Here is a 17540-nt window from a genome sequence, read left to right on the forward strand (position 1 = left end):
ACGATGATCCTGCCGGTTATCTGAATGATAACGGTTAACAGTAACTTTGTATAATTCAATTTAATCCATCCGATTTCGAGGTCCGGCTTACAGTTCTATTAGAATTATGAAAAAGTTTATACTTTTTGGTATTATTTGCTGTTCCACACTTTCGCACGCACAGCAACCCGCCAACCGCCCCCCGCAGGGTGGGACAAAACCGCCGGCAGCCATCCCCGGAACCGTCAATCCGGACGCCCCGAAGGGAAACGGAAAGATTACGGGGACACTGGTCGATTCCACGACCAAAAAACCGGTCGAATTCGCAACCATCGCACTGCTGAACAGCCAGACGGGCAAACCCATCGACGGTACCACCAGCGACGAAAAAGGGAAATTTACATTATCGAAACTACTCCCGGGCGAATACCGCCTACAGGCATCATTTCTGGGTTATAAAAATACAGAAACCGGTAAACTGAAAATTGAACGTGGGACTGACCTCAACGTCGGCAACCTGTTGCTGATTCCGGACATCCGAACCTTGCAGGAAGTGAACGTGGTGGGTCAGGCTGCGGTTATCGAGGAAAAAGTTGACCGGTTGGTGTATAATGCCGACAAGGATGTGACAAACAAAGGCGGAGATGCGGCCGAAGTGATGCGTAAAGTCCCGATGCTGTCGGTGGATCTCGACGGTAACGTGTCGCTGCGCGGTAACAGCAACGTCCGGGTGTTGATCAACAATAAACCGTCTACGATTGTGGCCGCCAGCGTAGCCGACGCCCTCAAACAGATTCCGGCGGATATGATCAAGTCGGTTGAGGTAATTACCTCCCCCTCGGCGAAGTATGACGCGGAAGGTTCCGCCGGGATTATCAACATCATCACGAAGAAAAATACGCTGCAGGGCCTGACCCTGAACATGGACGCGGGCGTCGGAAACCGGGGGTCGAACCTGGGGTTGAACGGGAATTACCGGGCCGGAAAAGTAGGGTTATCCCTGGGCGGCTTTGGCCGCGCCAATTATAATATGATCGGTAAGTCCGAAAACGTCCAGCGGAGCTTTTTTGACGGTGCAACGACCGAAACCCGGCAAACCAGCGATTCGAAAAACCAGTTTCTTTTCGGAAACTACCAATTGGGTTTTGACTACGACATTGCTAAAAATCAAAGCCTTACGGCCACATTACGCTATGGCGCCCAGAACGGAAAATCTACCCAGAATCTGGCAACGCTGTTTTTCCCCGGCGGCCTGAATCCGGTTGAAACCTCACGGCGGGATGTCGACCTGAAAAACCTCTCGGGAACCGTCGATTTGAACGTCGATTATACCCGGACGTTCAAAAAACCGCAACAGGAATTGAGCATTCTGACGCAATTCAGCCGGAATAACCGGACCAATGATTACGTAGCCGAACTGTTCGGAAACACCAACCTGATCACCGGTCGTGACCGAAACGACAACCTGAGCTATAACCAGGAATCGACCGTTCAGATCGATTACCAGACGCCGATCAAAACCAATCAGCAGATTGAATTTGGGGGAAAAGGAATCTTCCGGCAGGTTGACAGCGACTACAAATACTTCCTTTCGTCCGGCCCGGATGGCGACTATGGCCAAAATCCGAACCGGCCCAACAACGGCCTGGATTACAATCAGAACGTCGCGGCCTCGTATGTATCCTATACCTACACCACCAAAAGCAAGTACACGATCAAGGCGGGTGCGCGGTATGAATACACGATGATCAACGCCAATTACCGGTCGGAAACGCCGGGGCAGTCCATTGACATTCCAAGCTACGGCAACCTGGTCCCGAGCATCAACGTCTCAAAATCGCTGAAAGGCGGAAAAATAGTAAAGCTGGCCTACAACCGGCGGTTGCAGCGGCCGGGTATCCAGTTCCTGAATCCGAACGTCAACGCAGCCAACCCGCAGAACATCACCTACGGAAACCCCTATCTGGAACCTGAACTGACCGACAATGTCGAATTCAGCACCAGTGCGAGCATCAAGAAAACGTACCTGAACGTATCGCTGTTTGCCCGCCGGACCGACAATTCGATTGAAAGCGTGCGGAGCACGAGTCAGGACGGGGTCATCACGACGACCTATCAGAACATTGGTCACAAAGAAAACTACGGCGCCAACGTATTCGGGAATGTTACCATAACGCCGAAATGGCAGGTTGGTGGCGGTGTAGACACCTATTATTCCTACATCACCAACAACAGCCCATCGCCAGCGCTGAACGCCAGCAATTCAGGCTGGGTCGCTACGGGCCGGTTATTCACCAACCTCTCCATGAAAAACGGCTGGGGGCTTCAGGGCTTCGGTTTCATGCAGGGACGGAGTGTGCAACTGCAGGGGTATCAGAGCGGTTTTGCCTTCTACACACTCGGTATTAAGAAGGATTTCAAAGACGACAAGGGCCAGACCCGGGGAAGTCTGGGACTGGCGGGCGAGAACTTCTTCGCCAATCGCTTCCGGATGCGGACGGAACTCACATCACCCACGTTCCAGCAGAACATGACCACCTACATCTACAACCGGGGTGTCCGGCTGACGTTCAGCTACCGAATCGGTAAAATGAGCTTCGACCAGCCCCAGCGCCGGAAAAAATCCGTCAACAACGACGACATCAAAGACGGCGGTGACGGTGGCCAGCAAGGCGGTAACAACCGGCAACGGTAAGTAAGAGTTAAAAATTAAAAGTGAAAAGTTAAAAGTTAAAAGTAAGCTGACGCCTACAATCCTGGCAAAGCTTTACTTTTAACTTTTAACTTTTAACTACAACATGGCTGCGCCGAAGACTCCGGCGCTGTCGCCGAGTTTGGGTTTGAGGAATTTGGTTTCCAGCCGACCTTCGTTAAAGACGTATTTCCTGGCGCGTTCCACGCCTTCGGTATACAGCAGATCGATGTTACCCACTCCCCCGCCCAGCACGATCGCATCCGGATCGAGGACGTTTATAATCACCGAAATAGCCCGCCCGAAACTTTCCAGCAGCCGGTCTACAGTCTGCGTTGCGTAAGCGTCGGTACCCGCGTAATGCCGCTCCACGATTTCTTTCAGTTTGCGCTTTTCTCCGCTAATGTCGGCGTAGTAGCGTTGCAGGGCCGGGCCGGAGAAAACCTGTTCGTTGCAACCCCGTTTGCCACAGAAACACGGATAGCCGTTTTCTTCCAGAATGATATGCCCCCATTCGCCCCCGATGCCCTGAAAACCGTTCAGGACAAACGGCTGACCGTCTTTTCCGCGAAAGACAACGCCCCCGCCCACACCGGTCCCCATGATGACGCCAAAAACCGCCCGGAAATCCGGCACGACATCGGGCACGGCACCAAGCGTGGCTTCCGCCAGCGCGAAACAGTTGGCGTCATTGGCAATGCTTACCGGAACGCCCAGTTTTTTCTCTAGCTCCTGCGGCAGCGGCATGCCATTCAGGCAGGTGGTGTTACAGCCCTTCATCACGTGCCGGGCCGGGTCGAACGTGCCGGGGGTCCCAATCCCGACGTGCTCGGGCTGGTAACCGGTTTCAGCCTTCAACAGATCAACCAGTTTGGCAATCTGATTAACAATATGTTCATAGCCCTTTTCTGCCTCTGTATCAATCCGTTTCCGAATCACCACGGCGTCGGGCGACGGTGCCGACAGCACTACTCCTTCGATTTTGGTACCGCCTAAATCGATACCCCAATAGGTTTGCATGAATAGATTTAAGAATTTTGCTCCGCGAATTAAGAAAAAAAGCGTTAAGAATGAAGAGCGATAGGTGAAGAGTTGCTCCCCCTGCTCTATATTATTCATACGTTTCTCTCCCCAATTCTTACCCCTGATGTGGTATAAAAATTTCTTTAGCGGTTTGGTGCAGGACGCCTGGAAAGCAGCCCAGACCGATGAGCAAACGGAACTGGAGTGCGACTTCCTCAACGATGTGCTCGAGCTACAAACCGGCCAGCGGGTGCTCGATATTTTCTGCGGGCACGGACGACACGCGCTCGAACTCGCCCGAATGGATTATGCCGTTACGGGTGTTGACATTGCTCCGGAGTCCATCCGGGACCTGCAAAAAACCGCTCAACGGCAGAAGCTGCCCATCGAAGCAATAACGGGGGATTTTATGACGGTTTCCCTTGATGGCGGTTTTCACGGGGCCTATTGCCTGGGCAATAGCTTCAGCTTTTTTCCGCACGACCAGATGCTCGTCTTTCTCCGAAAGATTGCGGACCAGTTGGTTCCGGGCGGGCGGTTTGTGGCCGATACGGCACTGATTGCGGAAAGCATCTTACCCGATTTTCAGGAACGGAGCTGGATGCAGATTGACGAGATTACCTTTCTGGTTGAGAACGAATACGACGTTCGTGAAAGCTGCATCAACGCTCAACTAACCTATTTGCGCCACGGCGAAACCGTCCGTCGCCAGTCCCGGCATTATGTGTATACGATCGCCGAAATGCACCGGTTGTTCGCTCAGGCCGGTCTGGTCATCGTCGAACTGTTTGGTAATCTGGACGGTTCCGACTTTGTGCTGGGGGATGACCGACTGTTTCTCGTGGCCCAAAAAAAGCCTGAATAACCTTCTCAGACGATTCCCTCGCCTAATATTCTGACAACGAAATAATTAACAATATTATTTTTTGTAAAAATTGAACAATTAGAAGAATAGTTGCAATTTGATTAGATCATTTGGCTACTTATGCGTAGTTTAACGTCAATTTAACACTGTTAACTTGACGAAAACCGAATGGAGACCCTTGAGCGCAAGCAACGTAGCCGCGAGCAAACCCGCTTCGGAATTATAACAACTGCCAAAGACATTGCCCGCCGGGAAGGCTGGCAAGCGGTGTCAATCCGTAAGATTGCCGACGCAATCGATTACAGTGCCCCGATTGTTTACGAATACTTCGATAGTAAAGATATATTGCTCGATGAAATCCGCAACGAGGGATTTCGTCACCTCCGGCTGGAATACGAACGGATCAAGAAAATATACCGTGATCCCGAAAAACGCCTGTTTGAAATATCCATTGCGCAGTGGCAGTTCGCCATAGAACAACCTGAAATCTACCAGGTTATGCACAATTTAAACGGCGCTTACTGCACCCGCCCACTGAGCGAATCGAGTGAAATGGAAGCCATCAGTGTGTTGATCCGGGAAATTATTTTCTCGTTCATTCCGAAGTCGAAGGAAAGCATTCAGAAACTGTATTTTGAGTGGTGGTCGCTTTCGCACGGCATGATTACGCTCGCGATGATGCTCCGCGACAACCACCCGCTGGAATTGTCGGAACAGGTCTACCGCGACTCGATCCGCCGGTTTGTCCGCGGCCTGAAATAGAATAAAGAGTTAAGAGTTATGAATTAGCTGATGCTCATAACTCTTAACTCCCTATCCCTACGGTTTTTCCTTTTCGGCTTTGAGGATAGCCGCCAGTTCGCTGACGACCTGCGGGTTCTTGGCAGCCACGTTTTTGGTTTCGCCCAGATCGGTTTTCAAGTCATACAACTGGGCTTCGGCGTTGTTACCCAGTTCCGTTCTGGTATTTTTCTGTACCGCCGGCCCCGAACTGGGTTCGATGTATTTCCAATGGCCTTTGACAATTGAAAGCGTGTTATTCAACGCCTGTTCAATGACGTAATCACGGCCTTTGGGGTCGTTCCCCAAAAACGCATCGAGCATGTTGAAGCTGTCCGGCGCGACATTCACCCCCAGCTTTTTGCCGATCAGGGAGGTTACTGACGCCAGCAAATCAACCTGACTCACTAACGCATCGGAGGTGCCGGTTTTTACTTTCCCCGGCCAGCGAACGATAAACGGAATGCGCGTTCCGCCATCGAAGGCACTGTATTTTCCACCCCGCAACGGACCGGCCGGTTTGTGATTGCCCAGCTTTGCCACGGCTTCATCCTCGTACCCATCGTCCACAACGGGGCCGTTGTCGCTGCTGATAATCACCAACGTATTGTTTTTCAACCCCAGCCGGTCGATGGTCTTCATAACCGCCCCCACACACCAGTCCAGTTGCAGAATAGCATCGCCCCGGGGCCCCATTCCGCTCTTTCCCGCAAAACGGGAATGGGGCATGCGCGGTACATGGATATCGTGCGTCGAGAAATACATGAAGAACGGTGTTCGCTGGTACGTATCCATAAACTGATTGACCTGATCGGTCAGCACATCGGCCATATCTTCGTCCACCCAGCGCGCCGACTGCCCCCCGCTCATGTAACCAATCCGGCTCACTCCGTTAACGATGGTCTGGTCGTGACCGTGGGAATAGTTCATTTTCAACCGTTCCGGATTCGCTTTCCCCGTGGGTTCGTTCCCGATCGGTTCTTTGTAACTCACCTTTATCGGGTCGGTCGGGTCCAGCCCGACAATCCGGTGGTTTTCAACGTATACGCAGGGCACCCGGTCACCCGTTGCCGGCAGGATAAACGAATAATTGAAGCCAATTTCCAGCGGACCCGGTTTAATCTCGCCGTTCCAGTCGGGGCCGCCTTTGGGTCCCAGACCCAGGTGCCACTTTCCGACCACCCCGGTTTTATAACCGGCCCGTTGCAACACATACGGCAAGGTTACACTGTTGGTAGGAATCAGGAGGGCCGCGTCGCCAGGAGCGATACCGGTTCCGGATTGGCGCCACGCATACCGCCCGGTCAGCAGTGAAAACCGGGACGGCGTACAGGTTGCCGAGGTAGCGTGGGCGTTGGTGAAGCGCAATCCTTCGGCCGCCACCCGGTCGATGTTCGGCGTTTTTAGTTGGGTCGCTCCGTAACAACTCAGATCGCCGTAGCCCAGATCATCGGCATAAATCAGGACAATGTTGGGCCTCTCCTGCGCCTGAACCGTTAGGGAGAACAGAAAAATAACACTAAAAATCAAACCAATACGTCTACTTCTCATGGGATACCGTTTATAAGCTGATCGCCTTTTCCGCAAGTATAAGCCCAATATCGGTTGATTCTCCTCAACGTACGTAACCTCTTACGTAAATTTTAAACGATTTCGGACAGGCGGTTTTCCATCGCCTGTCCGAAAAGCGGAACCTTCAATTGCTTATGACGCCACGCCCGCCAAGTGTGCCCCGATCAAACCGGCCAGGACGGGCTTCGTCGTAAAACCGACTTGCCGGTTCACCAGCTCGCCGTCTTTAAACACCAGAATAGTCGGCATGTTCCGGACGTTGTAGCGGGCTGTCACGGCGGGATTCATTTCCACGTCGATCGTGGCGACGGTGGCCAAACCGGCAAAGTCCCCGGCCAACTCGTTGATAATGGGTTCCAGCCGGCGGCAGGGCGGACACCATTCCGCACTAAAATCAACGAGCAGGACGCCCGATTGGGCGAGCAAATCATTCCAGGTATGATCGGTTGCGTAAACCGCTTTGGTGTTTTCGGTCATCATGGTTCGAATGGTTGTTTAGGAATTAATTCCACCCCATGCCCGAAAATCACCCGGTTTTCAAAAAAAATCAGCCGTTTTCCGAAACCCGCTTCAACTGCTGGATGCACTTGTATTTCTGGTTCACGGCGGTATGCCGGTTTTTCCAGCCCATCGTCACCATCAGATGCTCCATGGGTTCGTGGGAAAAATAGAGGGATTGGATTACGCGCTGGCAATGACCGGTTATCCGGGTCATCCAGGCCTGGAGTCGTGCCTCCTGCCCATCCTCGGTTGCGGGTTCCGCCGTAACAAATTCGTGGGTATCCTGAAGCGCCACCAGCTGATCGTCGGGAACGATCAGTAGTTTCTCATCCCGCAGTTTTTTGAGCCAGATGTTCTTCGCAATCGAAAAAAGGAACGTTTTCAGCGTCGCCGTGAGCTGAAAATCAGGGGCTATAATTTTCTGATACAAGACAAGCACGGCTTCCTGAAACGTATCTTCGGCATCGCCCTCATGGCCGTTGTTACGCTGAATAAACCGGGCAACCGACGGATAATATTTTTTATAGACCCATTCGTAAGCCGTTGTATCTCCGGCGCGAAGCGATTCCACGAGGCTATGATCACAAATGCAGTTCATGGCAGATTCATATAGCCCTTCATACCAACAGCGGCTTAAAAATCACCCGCGAGATCTCGGTTTATGGTTAAAAATTTATGGTTTCATTTTCAATGAACCCAGTAACAATTCGTTGAAGCCCGTGACAAAAAACCGTAAACCGGTACCGACCAGCTACCCGGTCAGGATTCCGTTGCCAGCGACCGCACTTCCACCTGGCTGGTGTGATAAACCAGCGAATACGGTTCAACACTTTGGGTCAGCCAGACGTTTCCGCCAATGACCGAATCATGCCCGACAACCGTTCGGCCGCCCAGAATGGTCGCATTGGCGTAAATAATCACATTGTCTTCGATGGTCGGGTGCCGTTTTTTCGACGCCATCGACTTGGCAACGTTGGTAGCGCCGAGGGTAACGCCCTGGTAAATTTTAACATTATTGCCGATAATGGCCGTCTCGCCAATGACCACGCCCGTGCCGTGATCCACGAAAAAGGAAGATCCAATCTGGGCGTTGGGGTGAATATCGATCCCCGTATGGCTATGAGCGTGTTCCGTCATCATCCGGGGCAGCAGCGGAACCGCTAAATCCGTCAGTACATGGGCGATCCGGTAAACCGCAATGGCGTAAAAGCCGGGATAGACCGCAATCACTTCTTCTACCCCCGCAGCCGCCGGATCAAAAGCCGAAATGGCGTGGGCATCCAGCAATAATTCATCGTACGTATCCGGTAACCGGTCGAAAAACCGCTCCACAAGTACCTCGCGCTGCGCCGGCAAATGTTCTTCCAGCGGTTTCAGCAGACAGGAGAGTTTGTTATTCAGATCATGGTAGGTATCGCCCGTGCTAAGGGCAAAGTGCTGACAATCCTGCGTTATTGGGAAGAGAAACCGGATCAGGTTGTCGATAAACCGGCCGGCATCAGGTCTGGACGGCAGACGGTAGCGAAAGCTGGCGTTTTGCGTCGCCATCCGTTCAAAGAAGTGTTGCTGTTCGGCAGGAGTCATGGAATGGTCTTTCAGAGTAAAAGCCTATGGATAGTATCAATTCGATCGAGTAATCTATTTTTACCGCAAAAAAAATCCTTCTTGCGAAGGGTGATCAACTTCCGAAAAACCGTAGATCACTCACCCCGATATGGGGAAAGACGACAACAACAGCCCTTTTGCTTTAAAATCGACATTGACAACAAATAATTAGCTAACGCGTTGAAAAAGAAACAAAAACAATACCAATTCGTTTGTTCAACCCCTTTGGATATGATCTTGCTATGACGAAAATAAAGAACTTCATGCATAGATCGATGTCTCACCTCAAAAAAACGGTTGCGACCGTATTCGGATCCCTGATTGCAACGGTCACCTTCGCCTTTATGGTGTCGCTGGCCTGTCAGTCGCGGGAGTCGGATGAGGAGAAATCACCCGACACTCCCGGTAACACCACGACGCCCCCGGCAGTTCAGTTAGAGAACGCTTTTCCGAGCCTAACGTTCAAACAACCGGTCGAATTCACGCACGCGGGCGATGGCACCAACCGGGTTTTCGTGGTTGAACAGCAAGGCCGGATTCGGGTGTTTGAAAATAACGCAACGACCAAAACCGCCGAAACCTACCTCGATATTGTCAGCAAGGTAGCCTCAGGGGGGGAAATGGGCTTGTTAGGGCTGGCCTTTCACCCGGATTTTCGGCAAAACGGTTACTTCTACGTTAATTATACCAAAAACAATCCGCGCGAAACCGTCATCGCCCGGTATAAAGCGACACCAACGGCCAACCAGGCCGATCCGGCCACGGAAACCGTTCTGTTCAAATTTGAACAACCCTATGCCAATCATAATGGCGGCAAAATCGCCTTTGGCCCAGACGGTTTTCTGTATATCGCAACGGGCGACGGAGGCAGCGGTGGCGATCCGCAGAACAACGGGCAAAACCTGAAAACCATGCTCGGCAAGATGTTGCGGATCGACGTCAACAAAACCGATAGAGGCAACTACGGCATCCCGGCCGACAATCCGTTCGCCAACGATGCGAATGCCCTGCCCGAAATCTACGCCTACGGCCTGCGGAATCCCTGGCGGTTTAGCTTCGACAAAACAACCGGTACCCTCTGGGCGGCTGATGTGGGCCAGAACAAACTGGAAGAGATCGATATCATCAAAAAAGGGGGAAATTACGGCTGGCGTCTGAAAGAAGGCCAGGATTGCTTCAATCCGGCCAGCAATTGTAACCAGGGTTCACTCCTTGAACCCATTCATCAGTATGAGCGCAGTGAAGGCGTTTCGGTTACGGGCGGTTTTGTCTACCGCGGCAACCGTGTTCCCGGTTTGCAAGGGAAATACATTTACGGCGACTTCGGCAGCGGAAAAATCTGGGCGCTGAGTTTTGAAGGGGATAAAAAAACCGGGAATCAGTTGCTAACCAGCGACGGCGGGCCGGTTTCGGCTTTTGGCGAAGATGCGAATCAGGAGTTATACCTGCTCGACCACAGCAGTGGCGTTATTAAACGGTTTATAGCCAAATAATTTCGTCCGGTTTCCGAACCGATATGCACAGACCGAAATCATGGACAGATTCATAACCGGATCTGTCTTTTTTGTCTTTATTTCTGTAGATTGGTATCCATGAACGTTACGGCATCACCTATGTACACGACATCGATCCATACGCCAGTTGGTCTGGCGGTCATCTGCGGAAATGAAGACGGTATCACGAGCGTTCGGTGCAGCAACGAACCGGTGCCGGAATCTTCGTTTGTTCCGACCATTTTGCATAAGTGCGCGCGTCAACTGGAAGAATATTTCCTGAACGGACGCCGGTTTTTCGATCTTCCGCTCTGTCCTCAGGGGACGCCTTTTCAGCGGTCGGTCTGGCAGATGCTGGCCGAAGTACCCTACGGCCGAACCATGTCGTATATGGAGTTAACCAGACGGCTGGGCGATGAAAAAGCCATCCGGGCGGTGGCCGCAGCCAACGGTAAAAATCCGATCTGGATTATCATTCCCTGCCACCGCATCATCGGTTCCAATGGTGATCTGACGGGTTACGCGGGTGGACTCGCCCGGAAAAAATGGCTGCTGGAACACGAACAAATTGCCAACGGTCAGTTAACACTCTTTTCCTAAACGGGTTTATATATACAGTTTCCGGGGCCTGACGCGTTTTTCTGTAGGATGCGGCATTCCTGAAAACCGTATAGTATTTTCGATAAACCATTTGTATTTAAACTGTTGCGTGAGATTCATTCCTAGCCTCCTGGTCCTGAGCCTCTTTGTCAGCCTGAGCGGCTGCTTCAGTCGTTGGACTATGAGCGACCGCGAAATCCGGAAGCACTTTGCCAAACGGACGGTTAAGCCAACGTTCTTCACGATTGAAGACGACAGTCTGAAGCTGCATGTCGCCAGCATCGGGGCCGACACCCTGCCCCCGCTGTTGCTGATTCACGGCGCACCGGGTTCCTGGTATGGGTATTTGCGAATGTTCGACGACAGCCTGCTGCCTACGCGGTTTCACATTCTGTCCGTCGATCGACCCGGTTATGGCAAATCGCGAAAAGGCCGGAAAGCCGTTACTTCGCTGACCCAACAGGCGAAGTGGATTGCCCACGCACTCAATCTGAATCATTCGGGAAAACCGGCTATTGTCCTGGGACGCTCCTACGGGTCGCCCGTGGCGGCCCGGCTGGCGATGATGTATCCCAACCGCATCAAACACCTCTTCCTGATCGCTTCCCCCCTCGACCCCGACAAGGAAAAATTTTTCTGGTTCTCGAAATGGGGAAAAATGCCCCCCGTCAAACTATTTTTGCACCGGCACATGAATCTGGCAACCGCCGAAAAGTATACGCACATCGCCGAACTACGCCAATTGTTACCCTTGTGGTCGAAACTGACGGTTCCGGTGACGCTGATGCAGGGCGGAAAAGACTGGCTGGTCGATCCGGCAAACCTTGATTTTGCCAAAAAAGTGCTGGCGGGAAAACCGGCCGAATACATTTTTCTGCCCGAAGCCGGTCATTTGATCACCAATTCCCACTCGGAAATGGTCAAAAACCTGATTCTGCGCAGCGGTGGGTACACCAGGGCCACCCAGGAAATTTCCGTTAATTAAGAGATAAGAGCGGAAAGACAACCGTATAAAGAGATAACGTGTAACTGGATGTGACGGTTTTGTCTCCACTCCCCGGGCCTTACCCGCTTGGCTTTGCGTTCATATTTATTCCTCTATTTCCAAAAATGATCAACCTCGAAACCATTCAGGCTGCTCACGACCGCGTTCGGGCGCACATCCACCGGACGCCCGTCCTGACCAACCAGACCATCAACCACCTCAGTGGCGCGTCGATTTATTTTAAACCGGAAAACCTGCAAAAAATCGGGGCTTTCAAGGCGCGGGGTGGCTTGAATGCCGTCCTGCAACTGGCGGAACAGGAACGCTATTACGGCCGGGCGCTGGGGCCGATTACAACCCACTCGTCGGGCAACCACGCCCAGGCGGTGGCGTTTGCCGCCCGGCAGGTGGGCGTGAAAGCCTATATCGTGATGCCCCGAACGGCGCCCCAGGTCAAGAAAGAAGCCGTCATCGGGTACGGCGCGGAGGTGATCGAATGCGAACCCACGCTCGAAGCCCGCGAAGCGGGTGTGCAGGAAGTCATCGAGCGAACCGGGGCGGTTTTGATTCACCCCTTCGACGATGACCGCGTCATTGCCGGCCAGGCCACGGCTTCCAAGGAGCTGATCGAGGATACCGAATCCGAAGGCCCGCTCGATGTCATCATGGCCCCGGTGGGCGGGGGCGGTTTGCTGAGCGGAACGGCTTTGGCCACGCATTTTCTGAGTCCGCACACCAGGGTCATTGCCGGCGAACCGCAAGGGGCCGCCGATGCGGTTTTGTCATTCCAAAGCGGCAAGGTCGAAAAAGCGCCCTACATTAAAACCATCGCCGACGGTCTGATGACGTCGCTCAGCGAACGGACGCTGGGCTACATCCGGGAGCACGTTACCGGCATTCTGACGGTTTCTGATGCGGAAATTGTGGCGGCAATGCGACTGGTTTGGGAACGGATGAAGATCATCATTGAGCCTTCCAGCGCCGTTCCACTGGCGGCTCTGTTCAAGAATAAAGAGCAGTTTGCCGGTCAGAAAATCGGCATGATCCTCACGGGGGGCAACGTAGATTTGGGCAAATTGCCGTTTTGACGGGCCGGTTTTCCGGACGGTTCAGGAAGGATACAACCGGTTCGTCAGCTGAACCAGGTCACTATACCGGCTGGGCTTAACCAGGAGCGTACTGGCCGCCAGATCGTTACACCACAGGTTGGTGTTTGTCTCGAACGGCGACCCCAGCAAAACGGTCGGAATGTTCGAAAACCGGCTGCTCCGCTTCAGCCGTTTCAGGGTCGTAACTCCGTCCATCACCGGCATATTCAGATCCAGGACAATCAAGTCCGGCAGATCGTAATACTCCGTCAGGTGGTCGAGCATCTCCTGTCCATCCGAAAAGGTGAATAACAAACAACCGGGATGGTTTTTCTGAAAGGCCTGCCAAAGCATGAAGCGATCATCTTCGTCGTCATCGACAATAAAAACAAGACTGTGTTTTAAGGGCATATTCAACCAGTTTATCGTTTTCCGAAAAGACTCCGACCAATCCGTAACAAGATAGCCGGTCCATTTGCTGGACCGGCTACTCCCTTTCTACCTAAAACGCTAAAGAAAACACACCCAAAAGATTGTAGAAATCCGGTCAATCAAGAACGCGCACCCTTCTGATTTCACGCGTCGCTTTTCCGAATTAATGGCTGGTTTGCAACCGCTTCTTCCGCTTTACCTGTTGCCGACACCATTGGAGGAGTTGCAGCCGTTCGAGCGGAGACAGCCACTGCATCAGTTTACGTAATTCCTTTCGGAACAGTCGCCGGTCGAAATCAACTTTATTCAGTACGCATTGACTATATTCAAACCAGGACATACGCTTAAGGGTTAGTCTCTGCAAAGATGGAATACCCTTTTTAAATAATGCTTAGAGGTGAATTAGAAAAAAATTAGAATTTTCCCCTAAAAAATAGCCGGTCTCTAAGGAGCAACCGGCTATCATGATCACCTGAAATTAGCAATTTTCTCGCCAAAAACCTTCTACAAAAATACTGCGAATAAAGCCCGGGAAGGGAGGGAAGTTAGCAATCCTCGTTGATACTGTCTATTTATCAACTCCCCGTCATTGGGTTTTATTGAAGTACGAATCACCGCATCCGGAAAACCGGGAGGAAATTGTAGCAGCTCCTGGAGTTCCAACTCATACAAAATAGCATCCGGCGGATTAGAAAATGCTTAGAGGAATCTTAGAAAAAAGTTAATTTATCCTACCTGCGGCTGCGGTTCCCGGCGCCAGGGGGTCACGTTGGTGTCGGCTTTGCGGTAAAAATACCGGTAAAGAATCGGAAAAATCAGCAGGGTCAGCACCGTGGCGGTAATCAAACCACCAATCACCACAATGGCCAGCGGTTTCTGGGTTTCGGAGCCAATACCGGTCGAGATGGCCGCCGGGAGCAACCCAATAGCCGCCATCAGGGCCGTCATCACCACCGGACGAATCCGGGTTTTCAACCCCTGCCGGATGGCCTCGTCGAGCGGTTTTCGGTCGGCCCGGTTCTGGTTGAAAACCGACACCAGAATGACCCCGTTCTGCACGCAGATTCCAAACAGGGCAATGAAGCCCACCCCCGCCGAAATCCCGAAATTGATGCCGGTCACGTGCAGGGCCAGAATTCCGCCCATCAGCGCGAAAGGCACGTTCAGCAGCACCAGACCGGCATCTTTGGCGTTGCCGAAGGTGATAAACAGAATGATAAAAATCGCGGCCAGACTGAGCGGAACGACCTGCCCCAGACGCTGCGTCGCCCGCACCTGGTTTTCAAACTCGCCGGTCCAGGTAACCGAATACCCTTTCGGCAATTTCTTCAGTTTTTGCTCGACTTTCTGCTGGGCTTCGGCAATGGTGCTGCCCAGGTCCCGCTCCCGAACCGAGAACTTCACCCCGATAAACCGCTTGTTCAGGTCCCGGTAAATAAAGGCAGGACCGGTAGTTTTGTGGAGCGTGGCAATCTCGCTGAGCGGAATTTTGCTGCCATGTAGGGTCGGCACCATCAGCCGCATGATGTCGTCTTCGGTTTTCCGGTAATTCTCAGCATAACGCAACCGGATGTCGAACCGGCGTTCGCCTTCGTACAGAATCGAAGCGGTTTTTCCCCCGATCGCCATCTCAATTACCGCCTGCGCGTCGGCTGTCGAAACGCCGTATAACGCCATTTTATGATCGTGAAACAACACGCTGATTTCCGGCTGACCGATATTACGCAGGATACCAACATCCTTGATGCCCGGCACATCCTTAATGGCAGCAATCACTTCGTTGGCCAGACCGTTCAGCTGGTTCAGGTCCTCCCCGAAAATCTTGACGGCGTTGGACGCGTTCATCCCGGCCACGGCTTCGGCCACGTTATCGATGATCGGCTGCGAATAATTGTAGTTAATTCCCTGAAACTGTTTAAGTTTCGCATCCATTTCCTCAATCAGACCGTCGGTCGTAATTTTCCGCTGCCACTCTTCTTTCGGTTTCAGGTTGACCTGCATCTGTACGTAATAAAAACCGGACGGGTCGGTCCCGTCGTTGGAGCGGCCGGTCTGCGACAACACGCCGTTCACTTCCGGAAACTCCATCAGTTTTTTCCGCAGCACCCGCACCATCTTGGTGGTTTCGTTCAGCGACGAACTCATCGGCAGCTTCGCTTCGACCCACAGTGCCCCTTCGTTCAATTGGGGTAAAAACTCCGTTCCGAGCAAGGTTGCCGAGAAAAACGTGAGGCCCAGGCAAGCGGTGGCCAGCAGAAAACTCAGCCGTTTGCGGGCGTAACACCACTCAAAACCGGCCGTCACCGAGCGGTCGAAAAACCGGACAATGACGTTATTTTTCTCCCGAACGTTTTTCCGCAACAGAATCGAACACAAAACCGGCACCAGGGTAAGCGTAAACAACAGGGCACCCAGGAGGGCAAAACCGAGGGTCCAGGCCAGCGGGGAAAACATTTTTCCTTCCACTTTCTGGAACGAGAAAATCGGTAACAGGGCGGTGATGATGATGAGTTTGGAGAAAAAGACGGCTTTTCCCAGTTCGCCCCCGGTTTTCTTGATGAGGCCGAGCTTGCTCATCCGGTTAAAAACCGGCATTCCTTTTTTATGCGCCAGATGATCCAGACTGACAAAGATTCCTTCGACCATCACTACGGCTCCATCGATAATGATTCCGAAATCGACCGCCCCCATCGACAGCAGATTGGCCGACATGCCCCGTAACCGCAGACACATAAACGCAAACAACAACGCCAGCGGGATGATGATGGAGACAATGACGGTAGTGCGCCAGTCGGCCATAAAAATGAAGACAATGACCGTTACCAGCACAATTCCTTCGGTCAGGTTGTGCATCACCGTCCTAGTACAGAAGGCAATCAGGTTATCGCGGTCGTAGAACGTCACCATTTTGGTGTCGGTGGGCAGAATCCGGGTGTTCAGTTCTTCGATTTTATCTTTCACCCGCGCCAGCACCTCGCTCGGGTTTTCGCCTTTCCGCATGACCACAATGCCTTCTACCACGTCGTCATTGTCGTTCAGACCGACCTGCCCCACCCGGGGAAGACTCGATTCGGCGACCTCGGCCACGTTCCGGACCAAAACCGGGTTGCCGTTCAGTTCTTCAATGATGATGTTCTGAATGTCGGCAATGGAGGTCAGCAAGCCGACGCCACGGACCACATACGCCTGACCATTGCGTTCGATGACATCGCCCCCCACGTTGATGTTACTGCGCGTGATGGCCTGGTAGACCTCCAGGGGCGTCAGATCATATTTGGTCAGTTGGGTCGGGTTCACCCGGATTTCGTAGATTTTCTCCTGCCCACCGAAGGCGACGACGTCGGCCACGCCGGGCACACTCCGTAACTGCCGGTCGATTACCCAGTTATGCAGCGTCAGCAGTTCGCGGCTGTCACGACTATCGCTTTTGAGCGTAAACCGGAAAATTTCGCCCGTCGGGCCGTAGGGAGGCTGTACATCCGGTTCAACGCTTTCGGGCAGGGTGACGGTCCGAAGCTGGTTGTTCACCTGCTGGCGGGCGAAAAAGTCTTCCACATCATCTTCAAAAATGATCTTGATGACCGACAACCCGAACATCGTAATGGACCGGACGTTGGTTTTCCGCTGCACCGAGTTCATGGCGACTTCGATGGGTACAGTTACAAACCGCTCCACTTCTTCGGCACTCCGGCCGTTCCACTCCGTCACGACGATGATCTGGGTGTTGGTAACATCCGGAAACGCTTCCAGGGGCGTGTTCAGGTAACTAACCACCCCGGCAATGATCAGCCCAGCCGTCAGAAAAAAGATAAAAAACCGGTTTTTGAGGGAAAACCCGACAATATTTCGAATAAGCTTATTCATCTGTCCAAGGCGTGATGGAGCGACTGAGTGATCGAGAACGTTTATTGGCCGTCTGTAAAGC

At 52.6% G+C, this 17540-nt stretch carries 15 protein-coding genes; 7 read left to right on the plus strand and 8 right to left on the minus strand.

From position 1 onward, the window contains the following. Window positions 1–106 precede the first annotated feature (106 nt). Entirely contained in the window at window positions 107–2674 is a 2568-nt protein-coding gene (locus ACFPMF_RS21190; protein ID WP_379848776.1) for a TonB-dependent receptor, read from the plus strand. A gap of 96 nt (window positions 2675–2770) precedes the next feature. Here ACFPMF_RS21190 and ACFPMF_RS21195 read toward each other — a convergent pair whose 3' ends face one another. Then, on the minus strand, window positions 2771–3691 hold the full coding sequence (locus ACFPMF_RS21195; protein WP_379848778.1) for an ROK family protein: 921 nt from the start codon (window positions 3689–3691) through the stop codon (window positions 2771–2773). 127 nt (window positions 3692–3818) lie between these two features. On the opposite strand from ACFPMF_RS21195, the gene ACFPMF_RS21200 reads away from it, so the two are divergent. After that, the gene (locus ACFPMF_RS21200; RefSeq protein ID WP_379848780.1) at window positions 3819–4559 is read left to right on the plus strand and encodes a class I SAM-dependent methyltransferase; all 741 of its coding nucleotides are present in this window, start codon (window positions 3819–3821) and stop codon (window positions 4557–4559) included. A gap of 168 nt (window positions 4560–4727) precedes the next feature. Then, complete coding sequence (locus tag ACFPMF_RS21205; protein WP_379848782.1) at window positions 4728–5321, plus strand: TetR/AcrR family transcriptional regulator; 594 nt, start codon at window positions 4728–4730, stop codon at window positions 5319–5321. Window positions 5322–5378: 57 nt separating this feature from the next. Here the strand turns inward: ACFPMF_RS21205 and ACFPMF_RS21210 are convergent, their stop codons facing one another. The 4 genes from ACFPMF_RS21210 to ACFPMF_RS21225 all read right to left on the minus strand — a co-directional run bounded on the left by ACFPMF_RS21210 (window position 5379) and on the right by ACFPMF_RS21225 (window position 8996). Further along, on the minus strand, window positions 5379–6890 hold the full coding sequence (locus ACFPMF_RS21210; RefSeq protein WP_379848784.1) for a sulfatase family protein: 1512 nt from the start codon (window positions 6888–6890) through the stop codon (window positions 5379–5381). A 153-nt stretch (window positions 6891–7043) separates the two neighbouring features. Then, a complete protein-coding gene (locus ACFPMF_RS21215; RefSeq protein ID WP_379848786.1) occupies window positions 7044–7391 on the minus strand; it encodes a thioredoxin family protein in 348 nt (115 codons plus the stop codon). A gap of 67 nt (window positions 7392–7458) precedes the next feature. Further along, window positions 7459–8010, minus strand: a complete 552-nt coding sequence (locus ACFPMF_RS21220; RefSeq protein ID WP_379848788.1) for an RNA polymerase sigma factor — start codon at window positions 8008–8010, stop codon at window positions 7459–7461. Between the two features lie 161 nt (window positions 8011–8171). Then, entirely contained in the window at window positions 8172–8996 is an 825-nt protein-coding gene (locus ACFPMF_RS21225; protein WP_379848790.1) for a serine O-acetyltransferase, read from the minus strand. 296 nt (window positions 8997–9292) lie between these two features. Between ACFPMF_RS21225 and ACFPMF_RS21230 the strand changes: the two genes are divergently transcribed. The 4 genes from ACFPMF_RS21230 (at window position 9293) to ACFPMF_RS21245 (ending at window position 13183) form a co-directional block, all read left to right on the plus strand. After that, window positions 9293–10510, plus strand: a complete 1218-nt coding sequence (locus ACFPMF_RS21230; protein ID WP_379848792.1) for a PQQ-dependent sugar dehydrogenase — start codon at window positions 9293–9295, stop codon at window positions 10508–10510. Window positions 10511–10630: 120 nt separating this feature from the next. Further along, entirely contained in the window at window positions 10631–11110 is a 480-nt protein-coding gene (locus tag ACFPMF_RS21235; RefSeq protein WP_379848794.1) for a methylated-DNA--[protein]-cysteine S-methyltransferase, read from the plus strand. 181 nt (window positions 11111–11291) lie between these two features. After that, the gene (locus tag ACFPMF_RS21240; RefSeq protein WP_379848796.1) at window positions 11292–12095 is read left to right on the plus strand and encodes an alpha/beta fold hydrolase; all 804 of its coding nucleotides are present in this window, start codon (window positions 11292–11294) and stop codon (window positions 12093–12095) included. A 125-nt stretch (window positions 12096–12220) separates the two neighbouring features. Continuing rightward, window positions 12221–13183 carry a threonine ammonia-lyase gene (locus tag ACFPMF_RS21245; protein WP_379848798.1) on the plus strand — a complete coding sequence of 321 codons (963 nt, stop codon included), beginning with the start codon at window positions 12221–12223 and terminating at the stop codon, window positions 13181–13183. A gap of 21 nt (window positions 13184–13204) precedes the next feature. Here ACFPMF_RS21245 and ACFPMF_RS21250 read toward each other — a convergent pair whose 3' ends face one another. From ACFPMF_RS21250 to ACFPMF_RS21260, 3 genes are all read right to left on the minus strand, one after another. Further along, window positions 13205–13594 (minus strand): response regulator, encoded by a 390-nt coding sequence (locus tag ACFPMF_RS21250; RefSeq protein ID WP_379848800.1) that lies wholly within the window; start codon window positions 13592–13594, stop codon window positions 13205–13207. Window positions 13595–13778: 184 nt separating this feature from the next. Then, window positions 13779–13955 carry a hypothetical protein gene (locus tag ACFPMF_RS21255; protein ID WP_379848802.1) on the minus strand — a complete coding sequence of 59 codons (177 nt, stop codon included), beginning with the start codon at window positions 13953–13955 and terminating at the stop codon, window positions 13779–13781. 386 nt (window positions 13956–14341) lie between these two features. Then, window positions 14342–17479, minus strand: coding sequence for an efflux RND transporter permease subunit (locus ACFPMF_RS21260; protein ID WP_379848804.1), 3138 nt, complete (start codon window positions 17477–17479; stop codon window positions 14342–14344). Window positions 17480–17540: the final 61 nt, after the last annotated feature.

The sequence above is a fragment of the Larkinella bovis genome (assembly GCF_042655385.1).
GTDB lineage: Bacteria > Bacteroidota > Bacteroidia > Cytophagales > Spirosomataceae > Larkinella > Larkinella bovis.

Coding starts and splice junctions, on each gene's coding strand:
- ACFPMF_RS21250 (WP_379848800.1), bottom strand. CDS start 13,594: ATGCCCTTAAAACACAGTCTTGTTTTTATTGTCGATGACGACGAAGAT.
- ACFPMF_RS21205 (WP_379848782.1), top strand. CDS start 4,728: ATGGAGACCCTTGAGCGCAAGCAACGTAGCCGCGAGCAAACCCGCTTC.
- ACFPMF_RS21260 (WP_379848804.1), bottom strand. CDS start 17,479: ATGAATAAGCTTATTCGAAATATTGTCGGGTTTTCCCTCAAAAACCGG.
- ACFPMF_RS21230 (WP_379848792.1), top strand. CDS start 9,293: ATGTCTCACCTCAAAAAAACGGTTGCGACCGTATTCGGATCCCTGATT.
- ACFPMF_RS21210 (WP_379848784.1), bottom strand. CDS start 6,890: ATGAGAAGTAGACGTATTGGTTTGATTTTTAGTGTTATTTTTCTGTTC.
- ACFPMF_RS21235 (WP_379848794.1), top strand. CDS start 10,631: ATGTACACGACATCGATCCATACGCCAGTTGGTCTGGCGGTCATCTGC.
- ACFPMF_RS21225 (WP_379848790.1), bottom strand. CDS start 8,996: ATGACTCCTGCCGAACAGCAACACTTCTTTGAACGGATGGCGACGCAA.
- ACFPMF_RS21195 (WP_379848778.1), bottom strand. CDS start 3,691: ATGCAAACCTATTGGGGTATCGATTTAGGCGGTACCAAAATCGAAGGA.
- ACFPMF_RS21215 (WP_379848786.1), bottom strand. CDS start 7,391: ATGATGACCGAAAACACCAAAGCGGTTTACGCAACCGATCATACCTGG.
- ACFPMF_RS21245 (WP_379848798.1), top strand. CDS start 12,221: ATGATCAACCTCGAAACCATTCAGGCTGCTCACGACCGCGTTCGGGCG.
- ACFPMF_RS21255 (WP_379848802.1), bottom strand. CDS start 13,955: ATGTCCTGGTTTGAATATAGTCAATGCGTACTGAATAAAGTTGATTTC.
- ACFPMF_RS21220 (WP_379848788.1), bottom strand. CDS start 8,010: ATGAACTGCATTTGTGATCATAGCCTCGTGGAATCGCTTCGCGCCGGA.
- ACFPMF_RS21190 (WP_379848776.1), top strand. CDS start 107: ATGAAAAAGTTTATACTTTTTGGTATTATTTGCTGTTCCACACTTTCG.
- ACFPMF_RS21240 (WP_379848796.1), top strand. CDS start 11,292: ATGAGCGACCGCGAAATCCGGAAGCACTTTGCCAAACGGACGGTTAAG.
- ACFPMF_RS21200 (WP_379848780.1), top strand. CDS start 3,819: ATGTGGTATAAAAATTTCTTTAGCGGTTTGGTGCAGGACGCCTGGAAA.